25 protein-coding genes are annotated in these 24,864 nt (G+C 66.9%); 16 read left to right on the top strand and 9 right to left on the bottom strand.

Translation table 11 applies throughout. The annotated features are described in order from the left end of the window. Position 1: 1 nt before the first annotated feature. Positions 2-1,312 carry a heavy-metal-associated domain-containing protein gene (locus tag C8J47_RS07345; RefSeq protein ID WP_404969253.1) on the bottom strand — a complete coding sequence of 437 codons (1,311 nt, stop codon included), beginning with the start codon at positions 1,310-1,312 and terminating at the stop codon, positions 2-4. Between C8J47_RS07345 and purM the strand changes: the two genes are divergently transcribed. The 4 genes from purM to C8J47_RS07365 are packed head-to-tail and all read left to right on the top strand — an operon-like array spanning position 1,311 to position 3,958. After that, positions 1,311-2,426, top strand: a complete 1,116-nt coding sequence (purM, locus tag C8J47_RS07350) for a phosphoribosylformylglycinamidine cyclo-ligase (RefSeq protein WP_121885390.1) — start codon at positions 1,311-1,313, stop codon at positions 2,424-2,426. The two genes, C8J47_RS07345 and purM, sit on opposite strands and share 2 nt — an antisense overlap. Continuing rightward, positions 2,419-2,991: a phosphoribosylglycinamide formyltransferase gene (gene purN / locus C8J47_RS07355; RefSeq protein ID WP_121885096.1), complete on the top strand. Its 573-nt coding sequence runs from the start codon at positions 2,419-2,421 to the stop codon at positions 2,989-2,991. Before purM ends, purN begins: the two co-directional genes overlap by 8 nt. Continuing rightward, positions 2,988-3,353 (top strand): MmcQ/YjbR family DNA-binding protein, encoded by a 366-nt coding sequence (locus C8J47_RS07360; RefSeq protein ID WP_121885097.1) that lies wholly within the window; start codon positions 2,988-2,990, stop codon positions 3,351-3,353. The genes purN and C8J47_RS07360 overlap by 4 nt, the downstream gene beginning before the upstream one ends. Further along, positions 3,350-3,958 (top strand): hypothetical protein, encoded by a 609-nt coding sequence (locus C8J47_RS07365; protein WP_121885098.1) that lies wholly within the window; start codon positions 3,350-3,352, stop codon positions 3,956-3,958. The genes C8J47_RS07360 and C8J47_RS07365 overlap by 4 nt, the downstream gene beginning before the upstream one ends. A 154-nt stretch (positions 3,959-4,112) precedes the next feature. Here the strand turns inward: C8J47_RS07365 and C8J47_RS07370 are convergent, their stop codons facing one another. The 4 genes from C8J47_RS07370 to C8J47_RS07385 all read right to left on the bottom strand — a co-directional run bounded on the left by C8J47_RS07370 (position 4,113) and on the right by C8J47_RS07385 (position 7,188). Beyond that, positions 4,113-4,631: a GNAT family N-acetyltransferase gene (locus C8J47_RS07370; RefSeq protein WP_121885099.1), complete on the bottom strand. Its 519-nt coding sequence runs from the start codon at positions 4,629-4,631 to the stop codon at positions 4,113-4,115. Then, positions 4,631-5,053 (bottom strand): nucleoside-diphosphate kinase, encoded by a 423-nt coding sequence (gene ndk / locus C8J47_RS07375; protein ID WP_121885100.1) that lies wholly within the window; start codon positions 5,051-5,053, stop codon positions 4,631-4,633. Before ndk ends, C8J47_RS07370 begins: the two co-directional genes overlap by 1 nt. Positions 5,054-5,125: 72 nt before the next feature. Beyond that, positions 5,126-5,572, bottom strand: coding sequence for a DNA polymerase III subunit chi (locus C8J47_RS07380; protein WP_121885391.1), 447 nt, complete (start codon positions 5,570-5,572; stop codon positions 5,126-5,128). 140 nt (positions 5,573-5,712) lie between these two features. Further along, positions 5,713-7,188: a leucyl aminopeptidase gene (locus C8J47_RS07385; protein ID WP_121885101.1), complete on the bottom strand. Its 1,476-nt coding sequence runs from the start codon at positions 7,186-7,188 to the stop codon at positions 5,713-5,715. 183 nt (positions 7,189-7,371) lie between these two features. Here C8J47_RS07385 and C8J47_RS07390 point away from each other — a divergent pair, with 183 nt between their 5' ends. From C8J47_RS07390 to rsmA, 4 genes are all read left to right on the top strand, one after another. Next, positions 7,372-9,639, top strand: coding sequence for an LPS-assembly protein LptD (locus tag C8J47_RS07390; RefSeq protein ID WP_183129044.1), 2,268 nt, complete (start codon positions 7,372-7,374; stop codon positions 9,637-9,639). 93 nt (positions 9,640-9,732) lie between these two features. Continuing rightward, positions 9,733-11,226, top strand: coding sequence for a peptidylprolyl isomerase (locus C8J47_RS07395; protein ID WP_259467423.1), 1,494 nt, complete (start codon positions 9,733-9,735; stop codon positions 11,224-11,226). A gap of 7 nt (positions 11,227-11,233) precedes the next feature. Beyond that, positions 11,234-12,241, top strand: coding sequence for a 4-hydroxythreonine-4-phosphate dehydrogenase PdxA (gene pdxA / locus C8J47_RS07400; protein ID WP_259467424.1), 1,008 nt, complete (start codon positions 11,234-11,236; stop codon positions 12,239-12,241). After that, entirely contained in the window at positions 12,238-13,068 is an 831-nt protein-coding gene (rsmA, locus tag C8J47_RS07405; RefSeq protein ID WP_121885104.1) for a 16S rRNA (adenine(1518)-N(6)/adenine(1519)-N(6))-dimethyltransferase RsmA, read from the top strand. The genes pdxA and rsmA overlap by 4 nt, the downstream gene beginning before the upstream one ends. A 115-nt stretch (positions 13,069-13,183) precedes the next feature. Here the strand turns inward: rsmA and C8J47_RS07410 are convergent, their stop codons facing one another. The 3 genes from C8J47_RS07410 to guaB all read right to left on the bottom strand — a co-directional run bounded on the left by C8J47_RS07410 (position 13,184) and on the right by guaB (position 16,994). Continuing rightward, positions 13,184-13,684, bottom strand: coding sequence for a M48 family metallopeptidase (locus C8J47_RS07410; RefSeq protein WP_183129058.1), 501 nt, complete (start codon positions 13,682-13,684; stop codon positions 13,184-13,186). 56 nt (positions 13,685-13,740) lie between these two features. Further along, complete coding sequence (locus C8J47_RS07415) at positions 13,741-14,928, bottom strand: RsmB/NOP family class I SAM-dependent RNA methyltransferase (RefSeq protein WP_121885106.1); 1,188 nt, start codon at positions 14,926-14,928, stop codon at positions 13,741-13,743. A gap of 608 nt (positions 14,929-15,536) precedes the next feature. Next, entirely contained in the window at positions 15,537-16,994 is a 1,458-nt protein-coding gene (gene guaB / locus C8J47_RS07420; protein WP_121885107.1) for an IMP dehydrogenase, read from the bottom strand. A gap of 120 nt (positions 16,995-17,114) precedes the next feature. On the opposite strand from guaB, the gene C8J47_RS07425 reads away from it, so the two are divergent. Further along, positions 17,115-18,086, top strand: coding sequence for an SPFH domain-containing protein (locus tag C8J47_RS07425; RefSeq protein ID WP_121885108.1), 972 nt, complete (start codon positions 17,115-17,117; stop codon positions 18,084-18,086). After that, a complete protein-coding gene (locus C8J47_RS07430; protein ID WP_056048831.1) occupies positions 18,086-18,535 on the top strand; it encodes an NfeD family protein in 450 nt (149 codons plus the stop codon). Before C8J47_RS07425 ends, C8J47_RS07430 begins: the two co-directional genes overlap by 1 nt. 164 nt (positions 18,536-18,699) lie before the next feature. Here C8J47_RS07430 and C8J47_RS07435 read toward each other — a convergent pair whose 3' ends face one another. Next, complete coding sequence (locus C8J47_RS07435) at positions 18,700-20,310, bottom strand: phosphoenolpyruvate carboxykinase (protein ID WP_404969254.1); 1,611 nt, start codon at positions 20,308-20,310, stop codon at positions 18,700-18,702. 175 nt (positions 20,311-20,485) lie between these two features. Between C8J47_RS07435 and C8J47_RS07440 the strand changes: the two genes are divergently transcribed. From C8J47_RS07440 to C8J47_RS07465, 6 genes are read left to right on the top strand one after another with little or no spacing between them, the layout of a single operon-like run. Next, the gene (locus C8J47_RS07440) at positions 20,486-21,193 is read left to right on the top strand and encodes a response regulator transcription factor (RefSeq protein WP_060525504.1); all 708 of its coding nucleotides are present in this window, start codon (positions 20,486-20,488) and stop codon (positions 21,191-21,193) included. Then, complete coding sequence (locus tag C8J47_RS07445; RefSeq protein ID WP_060525505.1) at positions 21,162-22,745, top strand: stimulus-sensing domain-containing protein; 1,584 nt, start codon at positions 21,162-21,164, stop codon at positions 22,743-22,745. The genes C8J47_RS07440 and C8J47_RS07445 overlap by 32 nt, the downstream gene beginning before the upstream one ends. Positions 22,746-22,754: 9 nt before the next feature. Next, positions 22,755-23,186, top strand: a complete 432-nt coding sequence (locus C8J47_RS07450) for an HPr kinase/phosphorylase (RefSeq protein WP_060525506.1) — start codon at positions 22,755-22,757, stop codon at positions 23,184-23,186. Between the two features lie 10 nt (positions 23,187-23,196). Continuing rightward, positions 23,197-24,114: an RNase adapter RapZ gene (gene rapZ, locus C8J47_RS07455; protein ID WP_121885109.1), complete on the top strand. Its 918-nt coding sequence runs from the start codon at positions 23,197-23,199 to the stop codon at positions 24,112-24,114. 16 nt (positions 24,115-24,130) lie between these two features. After that, positions 24,131-24,538: a PTS sugar transporter subunit IIA gene (locus tag C8J47_RS07460; protein WP_056048813.1), complete on the top strand. Its 408-nt coding sequence runs from the start codon at positions 24,131-24,133 to the stop codon at positions 24,536-24,538. Next, positions 24,535-24,810, top strand: a complete 276-nt coding sequence (locus C8J47_RS07465) for an HPr family phosphocarrier protein (RefSeq protein ID WP_121885110.1) — start codon at positions 24,535-24,537, stop codon at positions 24,808-24,810. Before C8J47_RS07460 ends, C8J47_RS07465 begins: the two co-directional genes overlap by 4 nt. Positions 24,811-24,864 lie beyond the last annotated feature (54 nt).

Here is a 24,864-nt window from a genome sequence, read left to right on the forward strand (position 1 = left end):
CTCACCCTGTCGTCGCATTGTCCGCGGGCAAGTCCGGCGGAAGAAGTTGGGCGACCCGGCGGATGCGGATCGTCTGGCCGGAGCCGAATACCTGATAGCCGCGGGCTTCCAGCGCGATCTTCAGCGCGGCAGGGTCGCCGTCATAGGCTACGCGCATCAGCGAGACGCCGCCGAGCGCGAGACTGGTCGTGGCTGCCGAGCGGACGCCGGGGATCGCGCGGAGTGCGGCTTCGGTCGCGGATACGGCCGTGGCTGCGGGCGTGTCGAACTGGACGATGACGGAGATGCCTTCACCGCCGGTCAGCGCTGCGGTGTTGGCGTCGGCGGTCTCGTCGGTCGGCAGGTCGTCTATCGTTGCGGCTTCGGGCGGCGGTGGGGGCGAGAGGCTGTAGTCGACGCGGAGCGAGCCGTTGCGACGGGCCTGCTGGTACAGGTCGTCGATCCGCTTCACGCCGGTGTCGAGCAGTTGCGCGATGCCGTCGGGCGTACCGACTCGCAGCGTGAAGCTGCCGATCAGCTCGTTGTCGGGGCCGTGGCGCGCTTCGAACACGCCTATCACCGGGCCGCCGGGCCATTGGCGATAAAGCTTCACGACCGGGGTCAGCACATCGCTCGCGCCATATTGGTCGAGGATCGTCCGCCACCAGCCGCGGCCGGGGCGCTGCGTCTGGCCGACGTTGAGCAGCAGCGCATCGGGGCCGGAGCCTGATGGGCGGACATAGTCGATGCTGCTGTTGCCGGTGCGATAGCGCGCCCAGGCCTGCTGCCACTGCGTGCTCTGCTCGAACGCCTGGCCGACGCCACCCGAATATTGGATCGGGATGGTCAGCATCGGCTGCGAGCGATCGGCGTAGGTCGAGATGCCGAGGATCGAGCCGGCGCGGCCGCGATCGAACAGCACGCCGAGCTTGGCGATGTAACGCTGCGGGCCGATCTGTTCGTTCTCCACGACGATCCCGGAGACTAGCGAATCAAGGGTTCCGTCGGAAACGAGACCGCCCCCGCCGCCGAGCCGGTTTGATAATTGCACCCAGGCTTTTCGCTGGGCGAGCCGCCAGCCGCCGTAGCGCGCGGCGTCGGCGGTCTTGCCCGCGACGTCGACCGTGACGCCACTGACCTCGTAGGCGCTGCCGCTGTCGACCGGGGCTGCGCCTCGGCTGCCGCCTTCGATCTGCGCGAGCACTGTGCCGCCGCTCAATAGCAGGGCAGCGCCGGCGAGGGCGGCAGGAAGGGCTTTGATACGCGTCACGCGGGCCTTTTGGCGAAGCAGACGTGGAAATCCAAGCGCGATGTGGCTAGCAGCACCGATCATGACCGATACGCCAGACTCCGCCGCTCCCGCTTCGGGCCCTTACACCTACGCTCAGGCGGGCGTTTCGATCGCCGCGGGCAACGCGCTGGTGCGGGCGATCGCCCCGCTCGCGCGCTCGACGCGGCGGCCGGGGGCGGATGCCGATCTCGGCGGGTTCGGCGGGATGTTCGACCTCAAGGCGGCCGGGTTCGTCGATCCTTTGCTGGTCGCGGCGAACGACGGCGTCGGCACCAAGCTGAAGCTGGCGATCGAGTGGGATCGGCATGAAGGCGTCGGCGTCGACCTCGTCGCGATGTGCGTCAACGACCTGATCGTGCAGGGTGCCGAGCCGCTGTTTTTCCTGGATTATTATGCGAGCGGGAAGCTCGATGCGGTGGTCGCCGAGCGCGTCGTCGCCTCGATCGCGGAGGGGTGCAAGACCGCTGGCTGCGCACTGATCGGGGGCGAGACTGCCGAGATGCCGGGCATGTATGCGGACGGCGATTACGATCTGGCGGGCTTCTGCGTCGGTGCGGTCGAGCGGACAAACGTGCTGACCGGGCGGGAGATCGCGGTGGGCGACGTGATGCTCGGGCTGGCATCGTCGGGTGTGCATTCGAACGGGTTCTCGCTGGTTCGGCGGCTGGCGACCGATCGCGGCTGGAAGCTCGATCGCCCGGCGCTGTTCGACCAGGACAAGTTGCTCATCGATCATCTGATGGCGCCGACTCGCATCTATGTGGCGAGCTTGCTGCCGTTACTGCGCGAGCGGCGGATCAAGGGACTGGCACATATTACCGGAGGTGGCCTGCTGGAGAATATCCCGCGCGTGCTGCCAGAGGGCGTGCATGCGGTGGTTGACGCGAATGCCTGGGAGCAGTCGCGGTTGCTGGCGTTCCTGCAAGCCCAAGGCGCAATCGAGCCGGAGGAGATGGCGCGGACGTTCAACTGTGGGATCGGGATGGTCGTGATCGTCGGCGCCGACGAGGCCGCGGCGGTGACCGCTGCTCTCGAAGCGGCGGACGAGACGGTGTTCACGATTGGGCGAATCGAGACTGGGGCGCATGGCTGCACGGTTCGTGGGTCGGCGGGTACGTGGAGCGCGCGCCAGGACTGGACCGCGACGCATGGCTGACAAGACGCGGGTCGGCGTGCTGATCTCCGGGCGCGGATCGAACATGATGGCGCTGGTCGGCGCGTCGCGCGCGGCGGAGTGTCCGTACGAGATCGCGCTTGTCGCGTCGGACAAGCCGGGCGCGGCCGGGCTCGACTGGGCTCGGTCGGAGGGCTTGGCGACGTTCGCGCTCTCGCCGAAAGGTTTGGGCAAGCCGGCCTATGAGGCCGCTATCGATGCGGCGTTGCGCGGGGCTGGTGTCGAGGTCGTTGCCCTCGCCGGCTACATGCGACTCCTGTCGGACGGGTTCGTCGCGGCGTGGCGGGACCGGATCGTCAACATCCATCCCTCGCTGCTGCCGAAGTACAAGGGCCTCGATACGCATGCGCGGGCGATCGCGGCGGGCGATGCGGTCGGCGGGTGTTCGGTACACGTCGTGACCGAGGAACTCGATGGCGGCGTGGTGCTGGGCCAAGCCGAGGTCCCGATCCTTCCCGGCGACGATGCGGACGCGCTTGCGGAGCGCGTGTTGGCGGCAGAACATGCTTTGTACCCGAAGACCTTGGCGGAGTTCGTGACGCGATGACCGATCTGTCCCCCCTCGACCGCGTTCGTGCGGCGGCGCTGGCGTTGCCCGAGACCGAGGAAAAGGTTTCGCATGGCCAGCCGACCTTCTTCGTGGCCGACAGGCAGTTCGCGCAGTTCCGGGCGGATCATCACGGCGATGGATTGACCATGGTGTGCGTGAAGACCAGCGGCACCGATGAACAGGCGACGCTGATCGATGCGAATCCGGCGGTGTATTCGCGGCCGGCCTATCTCGGCGCGACCGGCTGGGTCGGGATGAATGTTGCCGGCGATCCGGACTGGGCGCTGGTCGAGGACAGGATCGCGCGGAGTTGGGAACTCGCCGCCCCTGCCCGTTTGCTGGAGGCTGGCGGGCGATGAGCACCGAGACTCCGACCGAACGGCGCGAGGCTGCGGCGACGCGGCGGCGTTGGGTGACGCTGGCCGAAGTGGTGGCGGTCGCGGGGGTGCTGATCGCGGCGTTGACGCTGTGGACCAACTGGTCCGATCACCGTGCTAACGAGGCGGACAAGCTCGCGGCGCAATCGAGTGCGGCACGCGAGCGGACGAAGATCGATCTGTCGGCGATCGTGCAGGATGGCGGCAACACGCTGTTGTTGAAGGATGCGCGACATGACCTTCAGGACGTGACGATCACGTTCCCGCGTGCGCTCGGCGTCTCGCCGCAGCGGCCGCCGGCGGAACCGGTCATCGACAAATCCTGGTTCTCTAAACCGCTTCTGAAGTTGACCGATGGCGGCGCGGACAACCGAGCAGGCCGGTTGCCGGTTCTGGTTAGCGTCCAATATTTTGATGGCGACACGACCCGGTCGGCGAGCGGCATCTATGAAGTGATCTGGAAGACCGAAGCCGGCTTGCCCTTGATGGGTCGGTCGCTGAAGCTCGAGGGCTTGCGCGTTCGCCAGCGCGGCGGTGATCAGGCGAAGCTTGATGCGATCTGGGCGAAAGAAAAGCCGGCGGCGTGATTAAACGGCACCACCCCGGCGGAGGCCGGGGTCCAAGTGGGGAACGTTGCTAACGGAGGGCGGCGTTCCGTTACTACGACCTTCCCAATTGGGCCCCGGCCTTCGCCGGGGTGGTGGCGCTGCTGGGCAGTGCGGCGCGCTTCCGCCGGGAACCTCAGACCGCCCTGGCGTAGACCGGGTCGTCGTGGAGGGTGGTGCCGACCGTGAACTGGCGGGCGCCGATCACCGTGAAGCCCTGACGTTCGTAGAAGGCTCGGGCGCGGGTGTTCTGGTCCCATACGCCTAGCAGGACGCGGGTTCGACCTGCCGCCGCGGCGTCTTCGAGCGCGCGAGCCATCAGGGCGGCGCCCAGGCCTGAGCCTTGGGCCTGCTTCATGAGATAGATGCGGCGGAGTTCTATGTCCGCGGGGCCGGGTTCGATCGGGAAGTCCGGCGCGATCAGCACCGTGTAGCCGATCGGTGCGTGACCGGGCTCGTATTCGGCGAGCGTCACGATCGTCGCGGGATCGGCCAGCCACGTCTCGAACGTGGCAACGCTGTTCTTGGTCGTGCAGTGGGCGACGATATCCGCCCCCGTCAGCACGGTCGCGTAGGTATCCAGAAACGTGGCGGATGCGACGAGCGATAGCGCGGGCGCATCGCCCGGCCCTGCCCGTCGCAGCCGCCAGGTCATCAGCCGACGATCTCTTGGGGCTTGAAGAAGTACGCGATCTCGATCTCGGCGTTCTCGTCCGAATCCGAACCGTGGACCGAGTTCGCTTCGATCGACTCGGCGAGTTCCTTGCGGATCGTGCCGGCATCTGCGTTGGCGGGGTTGGTGGCGCCCATGATGTCGCGGTTGCGCTGCATCGCGTTCTCGCCTTCGAGAACCTGGACGACGACCGGGCCCGAGATCATGAACGAGACCAGCTCGCCGAAGAACGGACGCTCCTTGTGGACCGCGTAGAAGCCTTCGGCCTGCTCGCGGGTCATCTGGATGCGCTTCGAAGCGACGACGCGCAGGCCGGCTTCCTCGAGCATCTTGGTGACCGCACCGGTCAGGTTGCGGCGGGTTGCGTCGGGCTTGATGATCGAAAAGGTACGGTTCGCGGCCATGATGGTCACGGGCTCCTGTGTTGACGGTAATCGGATGCGCGGCGCTTAGGCGGGGCGCGCGGCTAAAGCAACCTATGCGGCCTGTTCCCAGCGACCGGAGTCGTTCTGCTTCCAGTAGCGACGTTCGATGCCGTCGCGATCGGCGAGCGCTTTCCAGGCGAGGCGGGCTTCGCGGATCGCTTCGTCGTTGAAGATGTGGAAGGCGCGGTCAAAGGTTAGGATAAGGTCACGCCAACGTCCGTCTACGACCGCGACGTTGCAAGCGGCGTTGGCGGGGGCGGTTTCCGGGATGTCTTGAGCGATTAGAATGGGTTGGGCGGTGTCGTCGTTGCTGCCGGCTTGGGCGTGCGGGAGGAAGCTCTCGGGGGCGTAGGACCAGAGGAGGCGGTCGAGCGCGACGCGTTGGTCTTCGGGTTCGGCGACGATGAGGAGGCGGCCGCCGGTTTGGACGACGCGCTCGGCGATGCGCGGGAGGACGCGGTCGAGGGGGCTGGTTAGGTGGTAGAAATCGACCTGCATAGTTTCCATCCCCCTGCCCAACCCGCGCCGTCATCCCGACGAAAGTCAGGATCCAGAGCAACGGAGCGCATCGTTTGGTATCCTGGGTACTGACTTTCGTCAGGATGAAGGGGGGAGTGCGAGTCCCCCCTATCCGTAATTCAGCCCTCGAAGTTGTCCGCTACGAACTGGTCGAGCAGGCGGACGCCGTAGCCGGTTGCGCCCTTGTCGTGGTTGATGCCGGGCTTGTCGGACCAGACCATGCCGGCGATGTCGAGATGCGCCCACTTCACGCCCTCGTCGACGAAGCGCTTGATGAACTGCGCGGCGGTGATCGAGCCGGCGCCGCGGGGGCCGACGTTCTTCATGTCGGCGATCGGCGAGTCGATCAGCTTGTCGTAGGCGGGCGACAGCGGAAAGCGCCACAGCGTGTCGCCGGTGGTCTTGCCCGCCGCGATCAGCTGGTCGGCGAGCGCGTCGTCGTTGGCGAAGATGCCGCCATTCTCGGTGCCGAGCGCGACGATCATCGCGCCCGTGAGCGTGGCGAGATCGACAATCGTGGTTGGCTTGTGCGCCTGCTGTACCCAAGTCACGCAGTCGCACAGCACGAGCCGACCCTCGGCGTCGGTGTTGAGCACTTCGATCGTCTGGCCCGACATCGAGGTGATGACGTCGCTCGGACGCAGCGCCGCGCCGTCGGGCATGTTCTCGACCAAGCCCATCACGCCGACGACGTTCGCCTTCGCCTTCCTACTGGCCAGCGCCTTCATCGCGCCGGCGACCGCGCCTGCCCCGCCCATGTCCCACTTCATGTCTTCCATGCCAGCGCCGGGCTTGATCGAGATGCCACCCGAATCGAACGTCACGCCCTTGCCGACGAACGCGAGCGTCGGCGCGTCGGCCCCTGCCCCGTTCCACTTGAGCGCGAGGATGCGTGCTTCACGCCGCGAACCCTGGCTGACGCCGAGCAGCGAGCCCATGCCGAGCTCGGTCATCTGCGCTTCGTCGAGCACGGTGATCTCGAGCCCGAGACCCTCGACGTCCTTCGTCACCTTCTCGACGAAGCTCTCGGGGTAGACGACGTTCGGTGGCGACGTCACGAGCCAGCGGGTCAGGTCGAGCCCCTCGGTGACAGCGGCCGCCTCGTTCCAGGCTGCGTCGGTGCCGTCGGGCGCGCCGGCGATGGTGATCGCGGTCAGCGTCGGCTTCGACTTCTCGGCGAGCTTGGTGCGGTACGTATCGTATCTCCATGCGCGCTGGGCGCCGGCCGCGGCGAAGTGTGCGGCGGCCTTGGCGGTCGGCGTGGCGCCGGCCGAGAGGTCGGCGACGACCGAGGTTGCGCCCGAAGTCAGCAGGCGCGCGGTGATCGCACCGCCGGCCTTCTCCCAATCGGCGGTTTCGCCCGTACCGACTCCGACGAGAAGAACCTGGCGAACCGCGCCGTCGACCGGCACGAACAGCTCGACGACCGAGCCTGCCTCGCCTGCAAAACGTGCCGCAGTCGCCGCGCTGGTCGCCACTGCCTCGACATCGCCGCCGATCGCGCTCCACTTGATCTTGGCCACGCCGTCCTTTGCAACGGGGACGGCGAGGATCGGGGCGTTGGCGGGAACGGTCGGGGCAAAGACGATCTGCATGAAGAAACCTCGGGAAGCTTTTGAACGATAGGATGGGCTTGGCCCTAAGTTGATGCCGCAGGCTTGGCAAAGCAAGGTGGCGGCCTGTCATCTCACGGCGATTGCAGCGAAGCGCCGGTGGTGCGATAGGCGAGCGATAGGGCGGCAAACGGCTGCCGAGTGCCAAAGGGGTTGGTTCGGATCGTGTTGCGTATCGACCTTTTGACGGGTTGTGCCGTTTCGCTCGCCTTGGCGTGCGGACTGGCGAGCTCGCCCGTGCATGCCCAGGATTTCCAGAGCCGTCCGGTCCCGCCCCCCGTGCAGGACGCACCGGTCGCCAACGCGCCCGCCGCGACTCCCGCCGAAGACCAGGTGCAGTTCAGCGCCAACGGCCTCGAATACGACACGAACACGCAGATCGTCACGGCGACCGGCGAGGTCCGGATGTTCCGTCAGGGCAACCGCCTGCGCGCCGACAAGGTCGTGTGGAACCGCCAGACCGGCAAGGTCGTCGCGACCGGCAACATCGCCGTCACCAATCCCCAGGGCGACATCGCCTATGGCGACGAGATCAATCTGACCGATTCGCTCAAGGACGGCGTGGTCGACAACATGCTCGTCGTGCTCGAACAGGGCGGTCGCCTCGCGGCCAAGCAGGGTACGCGCGACGCCGACGGCACGGTCAACCTCAAGACGGCCGCCTACACGCCGTGCGCGGTCGGCAGCTCGGCGGGTTGTCCGAAGGAACCGACGTGGAAAATCACCGCGGTTCGCGTCACCTATCGCCCCGAGCGCAAGCGTATTTATTATGCGGGCGCCCGCCTGCATCTGTTCGGGCTGCCGAGCCTGCCGCTGCCCAAATTCTCGAACCCGGTCGGTGGCGACAGCGACAGCGGACTTCTCTCGCCGAACGGCGGCTATAGCCGCGTCAACGGCCTCGAAGTCAGCGTCCCCTATTATTTCAAGCTCGCGCCCAACCAGGGGCTGATCGTCACGCCGCACATCTACAGCAGCGTGCTGCCGATGGCGCAGGTCGATTATTCCGCGCTCAGCACCAAGGGGGCGTTCAGCGTCCGCGCCTATGCGACCGAGAGCCGGCGCAGCGACGACCTCAACACCGCCAACCCGACCGATACCGAGATGGCGTTCCGTGGCTATGTCGACGGGATGGCGCGCTATCAGTTATCGCCGAACTGGACCGCGAGCGGATCGCTTCGCCTGACCACCGATCGCACGTTCCTGCGGCGGTACGATATCTCGCGCGACGACCGGCTGCGCACTACCGCCAGCCTCGAACGGATCGACGACACCAGCTATTTCGCGGTCAGCGGCTGGTATGCGCAGACCCTGCGGGTCAAGGACAGCCAGGGCCAGCAACCGATCGCGCTGCCCGAGATCGATTACCGCAAGCGGTTCGACGACGGCCTGATCGGCGGTAAGTTCCAGCTCCAGCTCAACACGCTCGCGCTGACCCGCACCGATGGGCAGGACACGCAGCGTGCGTTCGCCAGCCTCCAATGGGACCTGCGCCGGCTGACCAATTGGGGGCAGGAAGTCACGTTCACGGCGTTCGCGCGCGGCGACCTGTATAATACGAACGATACGCTGGCGACGACCAACCTCAGCTACCGCGGGCTCGAAGGGTTCAGCCAGCGCGCGATCGGCGCGGTCGCGGTTGATGTGAAATGGCCGTTCATCGGGACGTTCCTCGGCGGCACGCAGCGCTTCACGCCGCGCATCCAGTTGGTCGCGGCGCCGAAATTCGCGAACATCACGCTGCCGAACGAGGATTCTCGCGCGGTCGATCTCGACGACACCAATCTGTTCTCGCTCAACCGCTTCGCCGGCTACGACCGCTTCGAGGATTCGTCGCGCGCGACCTATGGCGGCGAATGGGCGTTCGATCTGCCGGGCATCAGCTTCACGACCAATGTCGGCCAGAGCTATCGGTTGAGCACGCGCCCGACGATCCTGCCCGATGGCACCGGGCTCAGCGATCGCTTCTCCGATATCGTCGGTCGGACCGAACTGCGGTTCCGGGACTTCGTATCGATCGTCCATCGCTATCGGCTCGACAAGGATGGTTTCGCGATCCGCCGCAACGAGATCGACGCGACGATCGGGTCGCGCGCGACCTATGTCCTGGTCGGCTATCTCAAGCTGAACCGCAACATCGATGCGTCGATCGAGGATCTGCGCGATCGCGAGGAAATCCGCGCGGCGGGGCGCGTGCAGTTCGCGCGGTTCTGGTCGGCGTTCGGGTCGGCTGTGGTCGATCTGACCAACAAGTCAGAGGACCCACTGTCGGCCAGCGACGGCTTCACGCCGATCCGCCACCGCGTCGGCTTCCAGTACGAGGACGACTGCCTCCGCCTCGGCGCGACCTGGCGGCGGACCTACAACAACACGGGCGACGCGCGGAAGGGCAACAGCTACCTGTTGACGCTGGCCTTCACCAATCTCGGCCGCTAAGCCCGCATTCAGCTACGATGAGGCAAGCCTTGCCGGATGCGCCGCCATGACCTGGCGACGCGGTCCGCTAGGCCGATGATGGGATATCGACACTTGAAGCATGATGTTCGACTGGCGGCGCGTGGCGGCCGTATGATCGGGACCGTCGTCCTGGCGGCACTCGCCGCGAGCACGATCGCGCAGACCGCGCCGCGCCGGGCGGCGCCCAAGCCGGCTGCGTCGCGGGCTGCTCCATCGAAGGCTGCTGCTGCTCAGCCTGCTCCGTCCCAGCCGGCTCCATCTCAGCCGAATGCGGATCAGGCCAACTCGGGCCAGACGGTCCAGGATCAGAGCGTGCCGGACAATACCGGCCTCGATATCCCGACCAACCTCCAGATCTTCGGCAAGCTCGACCCCAACGTCCGCAAGCCGACCGCGGTCGTCAACGACACCGTGATCACCGGGACCGATGTCGACCAGCGGGTCGCTCTGGTGGCGATGGCGAACGAAGCGAAGCTGTCGCCGGAGGATCGCGATCGGCTCAAGCTGCAAGTGCTCCGCCAGTTGATCGACGAGACGCTCGAGATCCAGGAAGCCAAGACCGCCGACGTGGTCATCACGCCTGCCGAGATGACGCAGAGCTTCGCCGGCGTATCGAAGCGCTTCAATCGCACGCCCGAGGCGATGCGCGCCTATCTGCGCGAATCCGGATCGTCCGAACGGTCGCTCAAGCGGCAGATCGAGGGCGAACTCGCCTGGCAGCGCTATCTGCGCAAGCGCGTCGAGCCGTTCGTCAACGTCGGCGACGAGGAAGTGAAGTCGATCATCGACCGTCTGCAGGCGGCGAAGGGCACCGACGAGTTCAACTTGAAGGAAATCTATCTCGCGGCGACGCCGGCGAACAGCCAGCAGGTCTATGCGAACGCCAAGCAGATCCTGCAGGAGATCCAGAAGGGCGCGCAGCCGTTCGAGTATTTCGCGCGGCAGTTCTCGGAAGCGTCGACCCGCGCGGTCGGCGGCGATCTCGGCTGGATCCGTGCTGCGACTCTGCCGGGACCGCTGTCCGAAGCCGCGACCTCGATGCAGGTCGGCCAGGTCGCCGGACCGATCGAGGTGCCGGGCGGCTATTCGATCCTGTACCTGACCGACAAGCGCCAGGTGCTGACCGCCGACCCGCGCGATGCCAAGCTCAGCCTCAAGCAGCTGACGTTGCGGTTCCCGCCAAACACGACGCAGGCGCAGGCGAGCACGCGCGCGCAGGCCTTTGCCAAGGCGACGCAGGACCTGCGTGGTTGCGGCACCGTCGAGAAGGTCGCGGCCGGGATCGGCGCCGACGTGGTCGACAACGACACGGTCCGGATCCGCGACCTGCCGCCGCAGCTTCAGGAGATCATGCTGAAGCTCCAGGTCGGCCAGTCGACGCCGCCGTTCGGTTCGGCCGAACAGGGTGTGCGTGCGCTGGTATTGTGCGGCCGCGACGAAGCCGCCGGCGGCTCGGTGCCCAATTCGGAACAGATCCAGGGCCAGCTCGAACAGCAGCGCGTCAATCTGCGCGCGCAGCAGAAGCTGCGCGATCTGCGGCGCGATGCGATCGTCGACTATCGTTGAGCCCGGCATGACCGCCACGCCGCCAATCGCGATCTCGATGGGCGATCCTGCCGGGATCGGGCCGGAGATCATCGCCAAGGCGTGGGACGCGCGCGTCACGCATCACCTGTCGCCGTTCGTCGCGGTGGGCGATGCGCGCGCGATCCAGCGGGTCTGGGCGGGGCCGATCGCGTGCGTCGCCGATCTCGCCGGGGCGGTCTCGGCGTTTCCCTCCGCCCTGCCGGTGCTGTCGGTTGGCGATGGCGGCGCCATCGTCGCGGGACAGCCCGATGTGGACGGTGCGCGCTCTGCGTTGCATGCGCTGGAACTGGCGGTCGGACTGGTCCGGAACGGCGCCGCGCGCGCGCTGGTGACGGGGCCGGTGTCGAAGGCACAGCTCTACGCGATCGGCTTCACGCATCCGGGACAGACCGAATTCGTCGCCGAGCGTTCCGGTGTCGCCGCCGATAACGCGGTGATGATGCTGGCCGGGCCATCGCTGAAGGTCGTGCCGATCACCACGCATATCCCGCTGAACGCGGTCTCGGGGGCACTGTCGATCGAGTTGATCGTTGCTAAGTCGCGCGTGACCGCCCGCGGTCTGCTGAGGAATTTCGGGATCGCGCATCCACGTCTCGCCTTTGCCGGGCTCAATCCGCATGCCGGCGAACAGGGCGCACTTGGCCGCGAGGAGATCGAGATTATCGCGCCGGCGATCGCGATCCTGCGCGAAGAGGGCATCGATGCGACCGGGCCGTTCGCGGCGGACACGATGTTCCACCCGCGGGCGCGGGCGACTTATGACGTCGTCATGTGCTGTTATCACGATCAGGCGCTGGTGCCGTTGAAGACGATCCATTTCGACGAGGGCGTGAACATGACGCTGGGCCTGCCGATCGTGCGGACGTCGCCCGATCACGGCACCGCGTTCGCGATTGCCGGCAAGGACATTGCCGAGCCGGGGGCGATGATCGCGGCGATCGCGATGGCGGGTGAAGCGGCGGACCGGCGCGCTCAGACCGCTGCCCAGTCGTGAGCGAGGCTGCATTAACGGAGCTTCCCCCGCTGCGCGAGGTGATCGCGCGCTATGGACTGAACGCAAGCAAGGCGCTTGGGCAGAATTTCCTGTTCGATGGGCAGTTGCTGAAGCGGATCGCGGCGGTGCCGGGTGACCTTCAGGATGCTGAGGTGCTCGAAGTTGGCCCCGGCCCTGGTGGCCTGACGCGCGCATTGCTCGCGGCGGGTGCGCGGGTGACGGCGATCGAGCGTGACCGGCGTTGTATCCCTGCGCTGGCAGAGCTTGGCGAGGCGTATCCGGGGCGGCTGCGGGTCATCGAGGGCGACGCGATGGAAGCCGATGCGCCGACGCTGTTCGAGGGCAAGCCGCATATCGTGTCGAACCTGCCGTACAACATCGGCACGGCGTTGCTGGTCGGGTGGCTGTCGACGTCGTGGTTGCCGTGGTGGCAGTCGTGCACGCTGATGTTTCAGAAGGAAGTCGCCGAGCGGATCGTCGCGAAGACCAACGACGATCATTATGGGCGGCTGGCGGTGCTGGCGCAGTGGCGCTCGACTGCGCGGATCGCGATGCCGGTTCACCGGTCGGCGTTTACACCGCCGCCGAAGGTGATGTCTGCGGTGGTGCATCTGACTCCGGTCGAGGCGCCGGAGGGGGTGAACTTCGCGGTGCTGGAGCGGCTGACGGGCGCGGCGTTTGGGCAGCGGCGGAAGATGTTGCGGCAGAGTTTGAAGGGCGTGCCGGGGGCGCTCAATGCGCTGGAGCGGATCGGGGTAGAGGCTACGCGCCGGGCGGAGACGCTTTCGGTGGCGGATTTCACGGCATTGGCGAAGGCTGTCGGCTGACATCGTCTGCCAAGACAATTTCGTCATCCTGACGAAAGTCAGGATCCAGAGTTACTGAGTACGACGATCGTCGCTCTGGATCCTGGATCAAGTCCAGGATGACGAAAATGGATGATCAGTCCTTGGCCGCTACTGGGGTCTTCTCGACCTGCGCCGTTGCAATCGGTGGGCCCTTGGCGATTACCGCCGCGAGTTGCGTCGCTTCGGGGCAGACACCCTTGCAGAGCGTGCGGATTTTCACGAGGTTGTCCTTCGCGCGGACCACGGCGCCCTTCGCGACCAACGCCTCGCCCTGCCCCTTCAACGCCGCGACGTCGTTCGGCTCCAGCAGGAGCGCCTCGCGGTAGAGGCGGATCGCCTTGCCTGGCAGGTCGCGGGTTTCGGCGACGCGCGCGAGCAGGAGGAACGCGCCCCGGTTGCGCGGATCGACCGCGACCGACGTTTCGAGCACATCCGTCGCGCCGTCGAGATTACCGGCCGCGACCAGCGAACGGCCCTGCGCCAACAACTGCATCGAGCGCGCGTCGATCTGGACGTCGGGGCGTTGCCCGCTGAGCGAAGTCGACACACATACGACGGTCAGCGCGGTGGCAAGGGCAACGGACGAAAAACGCATCATCGTCTCCAGGCGGGATACAGGTTTGGCCGTGAGTTGAGCCATAGGTCGGCTGGCTAGCACGCAGCCCGGAGGCGCGCGACAAAAAAGCCGTCGGTGCCGTCGCGGCCGGGTTCGAGGCGGACGCCGTGGCCGTGCTTCGCGCCGGCGGGGAGCGTCAGGGGCTCTGTCGTCCAGCCGGGGTGCGCGTTCAGGAACCAGGTGACCTGGTCGGTGCCCTCGGCGTCGAGCAGCGAGCAGACGATGTAGACGAGCGCGCCGCCGGGCTTGACCAGCGTGGCGGCGACGGAGAGCACCTGCTGCTGCGTCGATTGCAGCCGTGAGACACGGTCGGGGGTGAGCCGCCAGCGCGCCTCCGGGTTGCGCCGCCACGTGCCGGTGCCCGAACAGGGGGCGTCGACCAGCACGCCGTCCGCGCGACCGGCCCATTCGCTGAGCGCCTCGATCTCGCGCGTCGGGTTGAGCAACCGGCTCTCGACGATCGTTGCGCCGGCGCGGGTCGCGCGCGGGGCAAGGCGCGCGAGGCGGTTGCGGTCGGTGTCGCAGGCGAGGATGACGCCTTCGTTCTTCATCGTCGCCGCGAGCGCGAGCGTCTTGCCGCCGGCGCCGGCGCAGAGGTCGACGATGCGTTCGCCGGGTTTGGCCTGCATCGCGAGGCCGACGAGCTGACTGCCTTCGTCCTGCACCTCGAGCGCGCCTTCGTTGAAGAGCGGGAGTGCTTCGACGTTGGTGCCGGTCGGGAGGCGGATGCCGTCGGGGGCATGCGCGGTGGCTTCGGCGTAGGGAAGTGCCGCGAGGACGGTCGCGCGGTCGGCGATCAGCGTGTTGACGCGGAGATCGAGCGTGGCGCGGCCGGCTAGGTCTGTAAGGGCGGCGCCGTCGAGACCTGAAGCGCGGAGGGCCTTGCTCAGCCACTGTGGTGCGACGCCGGCGCGAGCGCGCGGTTCGTCCTTGGCGATCGGCGCGGGTGCGTGGGTGGAGCCGTCGAAGGTTGCGGCGACTTCCGGATCGGCGTCGGCGACGAGTAGCATCGCGGTGCGACCGTTTTCGGGGCGGTCACCGGCCTTGCGGATCGCGGCGTAGACGAGGTCGCGGACCGCGCGGCGGTCCTTCGAGCCGGCGTAGCGGCGGGTGGCGAAATAGCGGGCGATCAGCGTGTCGGCGGCGGCGCCGAACTCGCGGGCGGCGGCGATGATCTGGTCGAGGAGCTCGATCGCGGCCTGGGTGCGTGCTGGGGGGGTCACTTGTCGGTTCCGGCTTGCAGGTAAAGCGGGAGGGTTTGGTACGGAGTGTTCGTCATCATCCCCTCCCCTAGCCCCTCCCGCGGGCGGGAGGGGAATAATTTCGGAACCCCGCCTCCAACCCAATCGCGAGCGGGGGCTCGGCCCTTCCCTCCGTCATCCCGGCGAACGCCGGGACCCATGGACAGGGTGGCCCCGGCGATAGCGTTCAACCATCACCCGGGCCGCAACCGTGGGTCCCGGCGTTCGCCGGGATGACGGATGGCGGCGGCGGGACGACGGAGCGGGCGGCGGTCTGTGAGCTAGCCTGCGGCCTGTGGAGCACCGCCCAGGCAAAGATCGTCCGTCATCCCCGCGCGGGCGGGGATCCATATTCTCGAACGGTTGCGATCTTACCGCGACGTTAGCCAGTATGGGTTCCCGCCTTCGCGGGAATGACGGGGAGCGTGGGAGCGTGGGAGCGTGGGAGCGTGGGAGCGAGCATCTACCTGCTCCCCTCCCTGGAAGGGAGGGGGTTGGGGGTGGGTCGGCTCGTTTTAGTCACCGGCGGGCGAGCTTGCGGAAACCGACCAACCCCCTGCCCCTCCCTTTCAGGGAGGGGGGAAGTGCCTTTACCGCGTCGGGTAGTTCGGCGCTTCCCGCGTAATCGTCACGTCGTGGACATGGCTCTCCATCAAGCCTGCACCAGTAATCTGCACGAACTCAGCCCGCGCTTGGAGATCCGGGATCGTTGCCGACCCCGTATACCCCATCGCCGCCTTGATGCCGCCGACCAGCTGGTGAACGACATCCCTCGCCGGACCCTTATACGCGACCTGCCCCTCGATACCTTCGGGGACGAGCTTCAGCTGGTCCTTGATGTCGCCCTGGAAATAGCGGTCCGCCGACCCGCGGCCCATCGCGCCGACCGAGCCCATGCCGCGGTACGACTTGTACGCACGGCCCTGGTACAGGAACGTTTCGCCCGGTGCCTCGTCGGTGCCTGCGAGCAGCGAGCCGATCATGACGGTCGACGCGCCCGCCGCGAGCGCCTTGGCCATGTCGCCCGAGGTGCGGATGCCGCCGTCGGCGATCACGGGCACGCCGGCCTTGTGACCCGCCTCTGCGCAATCCATCACCGCGGTGAGCTGCGGCACGCCGACGCCGGCCACCACCCGCGTCGTGCAGATCGAGCCTGGACCGATACCGACCTTGATCCCGTCCGCGCCCGCACCGATTAGCGCCCGCGTAGCTTCGCCGGTCGCGACGTTGCCCGCCACCACCTGGACCGAGTTCGACAGCTTCTTCACGCGCTCGACCGCGCGACCGACGTCGCGGTTATGGCCGTGCGCGGTGTCGATCACGATCAGGTCGCAGCCGGCGTCGACCAGCTGTTCGGTCCGGTCGAAGCCCTTGTCGCCGACCGTCGTCGCCGCGGCCACGCGCAGGCGGCCGGCTTCGTCCTTGGTGGCATCCGGGAACATCACCGCCTTCTCGATGTCCTTGACGGTGATCAGCCCGACGCAGCGATACTGTGCATCGACCACCAGCAGCTTCTCGATGCGGCGGGCGTGGAGCAGGCGGCGCGCCTCTTCCTTGCCGACTTCGGTCGAGACGGTGGCGAGGTTCTCGTGCGTCATTAGCTCGCTGACGGGCTGTTTTGGATCGCCGGCGAACCGCACGTCGCGGTTGGTGAGGATACCGACGAGCTTGCCGTCCGCCTCGACGACCGGGATGCCGCTGATGCGGTGGCCCGACATGAGCGCCTGCGCCTCGCCGAGGGTGGCGGTCGGCCTGATCGTGATCGGGTTGACCACCATGCCCGATTCGAAGCGCTTGACCTGACGTACCGCGACCACCTGCTCCTCGACGGTCAGGTTGCGGTGGAGCACGCCGATGCCGCCGAGCTGTGCCATTACGATGGCCATGTCGGCTTCGGTGACGGTGTCCATCGCGGACGACAGGATCGGGATGTTGAGCGCGATGCCGCGCGTCAGCTGAGTCCGGGTATCGGCCTGGCTGGGCAGCACGTCCGATTCCCCCGGATACAGGAGGACGTCGTCGAATGTGAGGCCGAGGCGGATATCCATGAGAGCTGCCGTTCCTGGGTGTGAGGTGGCGCGCCATGTAACCAAAGGCGCGGCGTACGGCTAGGCCTGTCCTTCAGCGACGTGCTATAGCGGTGCGATACACGGATGGGGGATTGTTCGATGGGCCTGATCGTTGCCGCGCTCCTGCTGGCGCTGGTGCTGCTGTACCTCTTCACCAGCATCAAGATCGTCCACCAGGGCTATCAATACACGATCGAGCATTTCGGCCGCTTTACCACGGTCGCGAGGCCCGGGTTCAATTTCTACCCCGCGTTCTTCTATCGTGTGGGGCGGAAGGTGAACATGATGGAGCAGGTGATAGACATCCCCGGCCAGGAGATCATCACCAAGGACAATGCGATGATCTCGACCGACGGGGTCGTGTTCTTCCAGGTGCTCGACTCGGCGAAGGCGGCGTACGAGGTGTCGGACCTGTACCAGGCGCTGTTGCAGCTCACGACGACGAACCTGCGCACGGTGATGGGGTCGATGGACCTCGACGAGACTCTGTCGAAGCGTGACGAGATCAATGCGCGGCTGCTCAACGTGGTCGATCATGCGACGACGCCGTGGGGCGTGAAGATCACACGGGTCGAGATCAAGGACATCCGCCCGCCGGCCGACATCGTCAACGCGATGGGCCGGCAGATGAAGGCCGAGCGCGAGAAGCGGGCCAACATTCTGGATGCGGAGGGATCGCGGGCGTCCGAGATCCTGCGCGCCGAAGGGCAGAAGCAGGCGCGGATCCTCGAGTCCGAGGGGCGTAAGGAGTCGGCGTTCCGTGATGCCGAGGCTCGCGAGCGGGCGGCGGTGGCGGAGGCTTCGGCGACGCGCGCGGTGTCGCAGGCGATCGAGGAGGGTGGTGCTCAGGCGATCAATTACTTCATCGCGCAAAAATATGTCGAGGCGATCGGCAAGTTCGCGACCTCGCCGAATGCGAAGACGATCCTGTTTCCGGTCGAGGCTACGCAGTTGATGGGGACGCTTGGCGGGATCGGCGAGCTGGCTAAGGATGCACTGCGCGATGCGACCGCGTCGCCGCCGGCCAAGCCTGAACCGCGGAAGGGTCCGTTTGAGTTGCCTGAAAGCTGATGGACGCGATCGGGGCGGCTGGCGCTTGGTTGATCGCGGCGCTGGTGTTGGGGATCGCCGAACTGGCGGTGCCGGGGGTGTTCCTGGTGTTCCTCGCCATTGCAGCAGCGGTGACGGGCGTGGCGGTGTTCGTGTTGCCGGACTTGCCGGTGCCTGCGCAACTCGCGGCGTTTGCGGTGTGGAGCGCGGTCACCGTGCTGATCGGCAAGCGCTGGTACCGGGATTATCCGGTCGAGGGCGGCGATCCGATGTTGAATGATCGGTCTGCTCGGCTGGTGGGGCAGGTTGTGGTGGTGGAGGCCGCGATCGTCGGCGGGCGTGGTCGGGTGCTGGTGGGCGACGGGAGCTGGCCAGCTAGGGGTGAAGATGCCGCGGTTGGAATGCGCGTTCGCATCACTGCGGTTGTGGATGGCGAAATCGTGGTGGAGCCCCTCGACTCTTCATCCTGACGAAAGTCAGGACCCAGAGCCATGAGACGCGACGCCTGGTACTCTGGGTCCTGACTTTCGTCAGGATGACGGGTGGGGTGAGGGCACGCCGTATCACGTGCCCTCACCTTCCCACCCGACTTCGTCGTGCGGGCCCCTTCCTCTTCCCCGAGGGGAGAGGAGTTTTAGGCCGCCTCCCGCACCTTTGGCGCCGCCTGCCTCACGCCCTCATCGACATGCTCGGCAAACTGGGCGAAGTTCTCCACGAACAGGTCAACCAGCTTGGCCGCGGTTGCGTCGTACGCGTCCTTGTCCGCCCAGGTCGTGCGGGGATCGAGGATCGCGCTGTCGACACCCGGTACGCTCACCGGCACCTGGAACCCGAAGTTAGGGTCGGTCCGGAACTCCGCATCGTTCAGACTCCCGTCGAGCGCGGCGTTCAGCAGCGCCCGCGTCGCCTTGATCGGCATGCGGTTGCCGACGCCGTATTTGCCGCCGGTCCAGCCAGTATTGACCAGCCAGCAATCGACGCCGCCCTTCGCGATCCGCTCCTTGAGCAGGTTGCCGTACACCGAAGGATGCCGCGGCATGAACGGTGCGCCGAAGCACGTCGAGAAGGTCGCGTCGGGCTCGGTGACGCCGATCTCGGTCCCGGCGACACGTGCGGTATACCCCGAGAGGAAATGGTACATCGCCTGGTCGGGCGTAAGCTTCGCGATCGGTGGCAGCACGCCGTAAGCGTCGGCGGTCAGCATCACGATGTTGCGCGGCACCGGCCCCATGTTCTCGGCCGACGCATTCGGGATGAAGTCGATCGGATAGGCACCGCGGCTGTTCTCGGCGAGCGTGTGATCGTCGAGGTCGAGCAGCCGCGTCGCCGGGTCCATCACGACGTTCTCCAGCACCGTCCCGAACCGCTTCGTCGTCGCGAAGATTTCCGGCTCGGCGTCGGCCGACAAGCGGATCATCTTGGCGTAGCACCCACCCTCGAAGTTGAAGACCGCGGTGTCCGACCAGCCATGCTCGTCGTCGCCGATCAGCGTCCGGCTCGCATCGGCCGAGAGCGTCGTCTTGCCGGTCCCCGACAGTCCGAAGAACACCGCGGTGTCGCCGTTCGCGCCCATGTTCGCCGAGCAGTGCATCGGCATCACCCCGGTCGGCGGCAGCAGGTAGTTGAGCAGCCCGAACACCGACTTCTTCATCTCGCCCGCGTATTTCGTGCCACCGATCAGGATCAGCTTGTCGGTGAAGTTGACCGCGATCACCGTCTCGCTGCGGCAGCCATGACGCGCGGGATCGGCGCGGAAGCTCGGCAGGTCGACGATCGTGTAGTCGGCGACGAAGTCCTTCAGCGCAGCCTGCTCGGGCCGCACCAACATCGTCCGGATGAAGAGGTTATGCCACGCGAGTTCGGTGACGACGCGGACGTTGACGCGGTGGTCGGCCTGCGATCCGCCGTACAGGTCCTGCACGAACAGCTCGTCCTTGGCGGCGAGCGCGGCGAAGAAATCCTCCTTCAGCGCGGCGAAATGCGCGGGCTCCATCGCCTTGTTGCTCTTGCCCCACCAGACCGTGGCGTCGGTCTCGGCATCGCGGACGATGAACTTGTCCTGCGCCGAGCGCCCGGTATGCGCGCCGGTCTCGACGACCAGCGGACCGTCCGCGGACAACGTCCCCTCGCCGCGCGCCAGCGCCGCTTCGACAAGTTGGGCTGTGACCAGGTTCCAGTGCAGGGTGGCGCGGGTGTCTATCTCCTGCGCGGCTAGGCCGCCGGCCGGAATACGTTCGTTGGACAAGGCATCTCTCCAGATGGTTTCGCATACGTATGTATGTCGTTGCGGCGGGATGTAGGTCGCGCCTACCCACCGGTCAAATGGGCTGCCCTGACGCGGTCCCGATACGGCCCCAGTTGAGTGCGGTCGCGGATTGGCCTACGACGATACGCCAACGACCGAGGCAAGCGACCCTAGAATGACGGCAACGATCGCGCTGGTCGACGACGACCGCAACATCCTGACCTCCGTGTCGATCGCGTTGCAGACCGAGGGCTTCGTCACGCGGGTCTATTCGGACGGCGAGACGGCGCTCAAGGCGCTGACCGACAACCCGCCCGATCTCGCGGTATTCGACATCAAGATGCCGCGGATGGACGGGCTCGAACTGCTCCGCCGGTTCCGCGAGAAGAGCCAGGTCCCGGTGATCTTCCTCACCAGCAAGGACGACGAGCTCGACGAAGCCCTCGGCCTTGCGATGGGCGCCGACGACTACATCGCCAAGCCGTTCTCGCAGCGGCTGTTGATCGCCCGTATCCGCGCGATCCTGCGCCGGACCGAGCTGACTCAGTCGCCGGGTACCGAGACCGAGGCGGAAGCCGCCGGACCGCTCGCGCGCGGTCGGCTGAGCATGGATCCGGCGCGGCATCGCACGCTGTGGGGCGGTGAGCCGGTGACGCTGACGGTCACCGAGTTCATGATCCTCGAAACCCTTGCGCAGCGTCCGGGCATCGTCAAGACGCGCAACCAGTTGATGGACGCGGCGTATCAGGACGACATCTATGTCGACGATCGCACCATCGACAGCCACATCAAGCGACTGCGCCGAAAATTCCGGCAGGTCGATCCCGCCTTCGATGCGATCGAGACATTATATGGTGCCGGGTATCGATTTTCTGAGGAATGAGCTCGGCGTCGACGGGCGCGATCTCACGCTGCGCTGGTCGGGACAGATCTCGCTCACGCGACGAATCCTGGCGGTCAACATCTTCGCGTTGCTGCTGCTGGCGGGCGGGTTCTTCTACCTCGATTCCTACCGCAGCCGGATCGTCGACAGCCGCGTCGCGCAGACCGCGCGCGAGGCGCGGCTGATCGGCGAGGCGATCTCGTCGGTCGATCCGACGCAACGCAATCCGCTGGTGCTGAGGCTGGCCGCGGACACTGGATCGCGGATCCGCCTGTTCGACGCTGGTGGCACCACGATCGTCGACAGCCGAGCGCTCGGGCTGCGGAATTTCGTGCTGCAGGACCCCGACAAGGAAGATCGCGACCAGGTCATCGCGCGGTTCCTCGACGCGGCGATCGACGTCGTCGTGATGGCACCGCGACCGCCACTCTACCGCGAACGGAACGACGGACAGCGCTGGCCCGACGTCGCCGCCGCCGAGGCACGCCGCAAGGTTGCGACCACCGTCTGGCGCGCGCCCGACCGCACGCCGGTCATCACCGCGGCCGCGCCGCTTCGCACGGGCGGGGTCGTGATGACCACGGTCAATGCGCGCGACATCACGAAGACGGTGCGGATCGAGCGGTTCCGGCTCAGCATGGTGCTGTTGGTGGTATCGATCGTCTCGATCCTGCTCTCGCTGTTCCTCGCGCGGACGATCGTTCGTCCACTCCGCCGCCTTGCGCGCGCGGCGGTACGCGTCAGGCTCGGCCGTGCACGCGAAGTCGTCGTCCCCCGCCTCCCGTCGCGCCGCGACGAACTCGGCATGCTCGCGCGCGCGCTGTCCGACATGAGCCTGGCGCTAAGGGCGCGGATCGACGCGACCGAGGCGTTCGCCGCCGACGTCACGCACGAGATGAAGAACCCGCTCGCCTCGCTCCGGTCCGCGGTCGAGGGATTGTCGCGCGTGAAGGACCCCGCGCTCCAGGCACAGTTGCTCGCAATCGTCCGCGACGACGTCCACCGACTCGACCGATTGCTCTCCGACATCTCCGAAGCGTCGCGGCTCGATGCGCAGCTCAGTCGCGCCAAGTTCGAGCCGGTCGATATCGCGGCGATGATCGACGGGCTCGTCGCGCAGCGCGACGCGCGCGGCATCGAGCGCGGCATGCGTCTGGTGTTCGACCGCAATCCAGACGCCCCCACCACGGTGCTGGGCGAAGGCGCACGGCTCGAACGCGTGTTCGAGAACCTGATCGACAACGCGCTCTCGTTCTCGCCCGATGAGGGTCTGGTCGCGATCTCGGCAATCCCCGAGCGCGACGACCTTGTCATCCGCGTCGAGGACGAAGGGCCCGGCGTTCCCGAGGAGGCGCGCGACGCCGTATTCAAACGCTTCCACTCGGTCCGGCCCGACAGCGAGACGTTCGGCCAGCATTCCGGGCTGGGCCTGGCGATCGCACGGACGATCGTCGACGCGCATCAGGGATCGATCGGCGTCGAAGCGCGCGAAGACCGGCTTTGTGGTGCGCGGTTCGTCGTACGGCTACCGCTGGCCGATCCGTCGTTGTAAGGACCGCACGTGGCGATCCCCTCCTCCGACCGGCTCCACGCCACCTCGGTCGCGATCGACGGCGTGGCGGTGCTGATCGAAGGCGCGTCTGGATCGGGCAAGTCCGACCTCGCGTTGCGCCTGATCGACCGCGGCGCGACGCTCGTCAGCGACGACCAGACCTTGGTAGTGCGCGCCGGCAAACTGCTGCTCGCGCGGGCGCCGGCGACGATTGCCGGCCGGATCGAAGTCCGCGGCATCGGGATCGTCGCCATGCCGCATGTCGACGACGTTCCGGTGGGCCTGCTCGTCCGAGTCGATGGCGCGGTCGAGCGGATGCCCGAGCGCCGTGCCCGGAAGATCGCCGGGATCGACGTCCGCCAGTTCGCGGTCGACCCGTTCCACGCCTCCGCCCCGATCAAGGTCGAACTTGCCCTACGCAACCCGGAGCCTCTTACATGACCGTTTCGCTATGAGCCGCGCGAGCAAGGATATCTTGCTGGTCACCGGCATGTCGGGCGCGGGCAAGACCACCGTCCTCAAGACGCTGGAAGACATCGGCTGGGAAGTCGTCGACAACCTCCCGCTGCTGCTGCTCGACCGGTTGCTCGATGCGCCGCTGCCCAAGGGGTCCACCGACGACTCGCAGCCGCTGGCGATCGGCATCGGCGCGCGGACGCGCGATTTCGACCCGGAGCGGATCATCGGCCGAATCCGCGATCTGCGAGAGCGCCACGGGATGGAGGTCGGGATGCTGTTTCTCGACTGCGCCGGATCCGAGCTCGAGCGGCGATATTCGGAGACCCGGCGGCGTCATCCGCTGGGACTCGACCGGCTTGCGCGGGAGGGGATCGGCCAGGAGCGTGAACTGCTCGCGCCGCTGCGCGACTGGGCGAACCGGTTGATCGACACCACGGACATGTCCGCGAACGAACTCGCGCAGCAGATCCGGTCGAGCTTTGCCGGCGATCATCTCGGCGAACCGACGCTGGCGGTCCAGTCGTTCGGGTTCGCCCGCGGGCTGCCGAGCAACGCCGACCTCGTGTTCGACATGCGTTTTCTGCGCAATCCGCACTGGGACTCGGCGTTGCGGCCCGGCACCGGGCTCGACGCCGACGTCTCCGCCTATATCGTCGCCGACCCCGCCTATGAGGATGCAGTCAGCCGGATCGAGGACCTGCTGATCCTGCTGCTGCCGCGCTACCGGGCGGAGGGGAAGTCGTACGTCACGGTCGCGATCGGGTGTACCGGAGGGAGACACCGCTCGGTCCACGTCGCCGAACGCGTGGCGCGGCGGTTGCGCGAAGAAGGTTTTTCGCCCACTGTGCGTCACCGCGACCTGGGGGCCGCACCGCAGGATGCGCTTGAGGGATCGTCGGTCGTCACATGAGTATGAATAGCCCGCTATGATCGGCCTTGTTCTCGTTACGCACGGTCGTCTGGCCGAAGAATTCGTTCGCGCGATGATCCATGTCGTCGGTCCGCAGGAGCGCGTCGCGACGATCGCGATCGGCCCCGACGACGATATGGAAAGCCGCCGCGCCGACATCGCCGCGGCGATCCATGAGGTTGATACCGGGCGCGGCGTGATCGTGCTGACCGACCTGTTCGGCGGCACCCCTTCCAATCTGGCTATCTCGTTGATGGAGCGCGGCCGGATCGAAGTGATCGCCGGCATGAACCTGCCGATGCTGATCCGGCTCGGCTCGGCGCGCAAATCGATGACCGTCGTCGCGGCGGTTGCCGCGGCGCGCGAGGCCGGACGCAAATACATCTCTGTGGCATCCGAGGTTCTCGGCGAGGCTGCCGCGTGAGCGAGGTCTCGCGTACCGTCCGGATCACCAACCGCCGCGGGCTCCACGCCCGGGCGAGCGCGAAGTTCGTCACGCTTGCCTCGTCGCACTCGGTCGAGGTGCGCGTGACCAAGGACGGCTTCGATCATGTCACCGGTACCTCGATCATGGGGTTGATGATGCTCGGCGCAGCGATGGGCGACGCTATCACGATCAGCGCGACCGGCGATGGCGCGGAACATACCGTCGCCGCGCTTGCCGAACTGGTCGAGGCGAAGTTCGGCGAGGATTGACGTCTTTCTCCCCTCCTGCTTGCGGGAGGGGTCGGGGGAGGGCATGAGCGACGG

The sequence above is a fragment of the Sphingomonas sp. PP-F2F-G114-C0414 genome, assembly GCF_003688595.1.
Taxonomy (GTDB): Bacteria; Pseudomonadota; Alphaproteobacteria; order Sphingomonadales; family Sphingomonadaceae; genus Sphingomonas.

Excerpts from the sequence above, each read along its gene's own strand:
- C8J47_RS07380 (WP_121885391.1), bottom strand. The coding sequence starts at position 5,572 with ATGCAGGTCGATTTCTACCACCTAACCAGCCCCCTCGACCGCGTCCTC.
- C8J47_RS07370 (WP_121885099.1), bottom strand. The coding sequence starts at position 4,631 with ATGACCTGGCGGCTGCGACGGGCAGGGCCGGGCGATGCGCCCGCGCTA.
- C8J47_RS07445 (WP_060525505.1), top strand. The coding sequence starts at position 21,162 with ATGGTGCCGGGTATCGATTTTCTGAGGAATGAGCTCGGCGTCGACGGG.
- pdxA (WP_259467424.1), top strand. The coding sequence starts at position 11,234 with ATGACCGCCACGCCGCCAATCGCGATCTCGATGGGCGATCCTGCCGGG.
- C8J47_RS07365 (WP_121885098.1), top strand. The coding sequence starts at position 3,350 with ATGAGCACCGAGACTCCGACCGAACGGCGCGAGGCTGCGGCGACGCGG.
- C8J47_RS07440 (WP_060525504.1), top strand. The coding sequence starts at position 20,486 with ATGACGGCAACGATCGCGCTGGTCGACGACGACCGCAACATCCTGACC.
- purM (WP_121885390.1), top strand. The coding sequence starts at position 1,311 with ATGACCGATACGCCAGACTCCGCCGCTCCCGCTTCGGGCCCTTACACC.
- C8J47_RS07425 (WP_121885108.1), top strand. The coding sequence starts at position 17,115 with ATGGGCCTGATCGTTGCCGCGCTCCTGCTGGCGCTGGTGCTGCTGTAC.
- C8J47_RS07410 (WP_183129058.1), bottom strand. The coding sequence starts at position 13,684 with ATGCGTTTTTCGTCCGTTGCCCTTGCCACCGCGCTGACCGTCGTATGT.
- C8J47_RS07430 (WP_056048831.1), top strand. The coding sequence starts at position 18,086 with ATGGACGCGATCGGGGCGGCTGGCGCTTGGTTGATCGCGGCGCTGGTG.
- C8J47_RS07385 (WP_121885101.1), bottom strand. The coding sequence starts at position 7,188 with ATGCAGATCGTCTTTGCCCCGACCGTTCCCGCCAACGCCCCGATCCTC.
- purN (WP_121885096.1), top strand. The coding sequence starts at position 2,419 with ATGGCTGACAAGACGCGGGTCGGCGTGCTGATCTCCGGGCGCGGATCG.
- C8J47_RS07345 (WP_404969253.1), bottom strand. The coding sequence starts at position 1,312 with ATGATCGGTGCTGCTAGCCACATCGCGCTTGGATTTCCACGTCTGCTT.
- guaB (WP_121885107.1), bottom strand. The coding sequence starts at position 16,994 with ATGGATATCCGCCTCGGCCTCACATTCGACGACGTCCTCCTGTATCCG.
- rapZ (WP_121885109.1), top strand. The coding sequence starts at position 23,197 with ATGAGCCGCGCGAGCAAGGATATCTTGCTGGTCACCGGCATGTCGGGC.
- C8J47_RS07460 (WP_056048813.1), top strand. The coding sequence starts at position 24,131 with ATGATCGGCCTTGTTCTCGTTACGCACGGTCGTCTGGCCGAAGAATTC.
- C8J47_RS07360 (WP_121885097.1), top strand. The coding sequence starts at position 2,988 with ATGACCGATCTGTCCCCCCTCGACCGCGTTCGTGCGGCGGCGCTGGCG.
- ndk (WP_121885100.1), bottom strand. The coding sequence starts at position 5,053 with ATGGCCGCGAACCGTACCTTTTCGATCATCAAGCCCGACGCAACCCGC.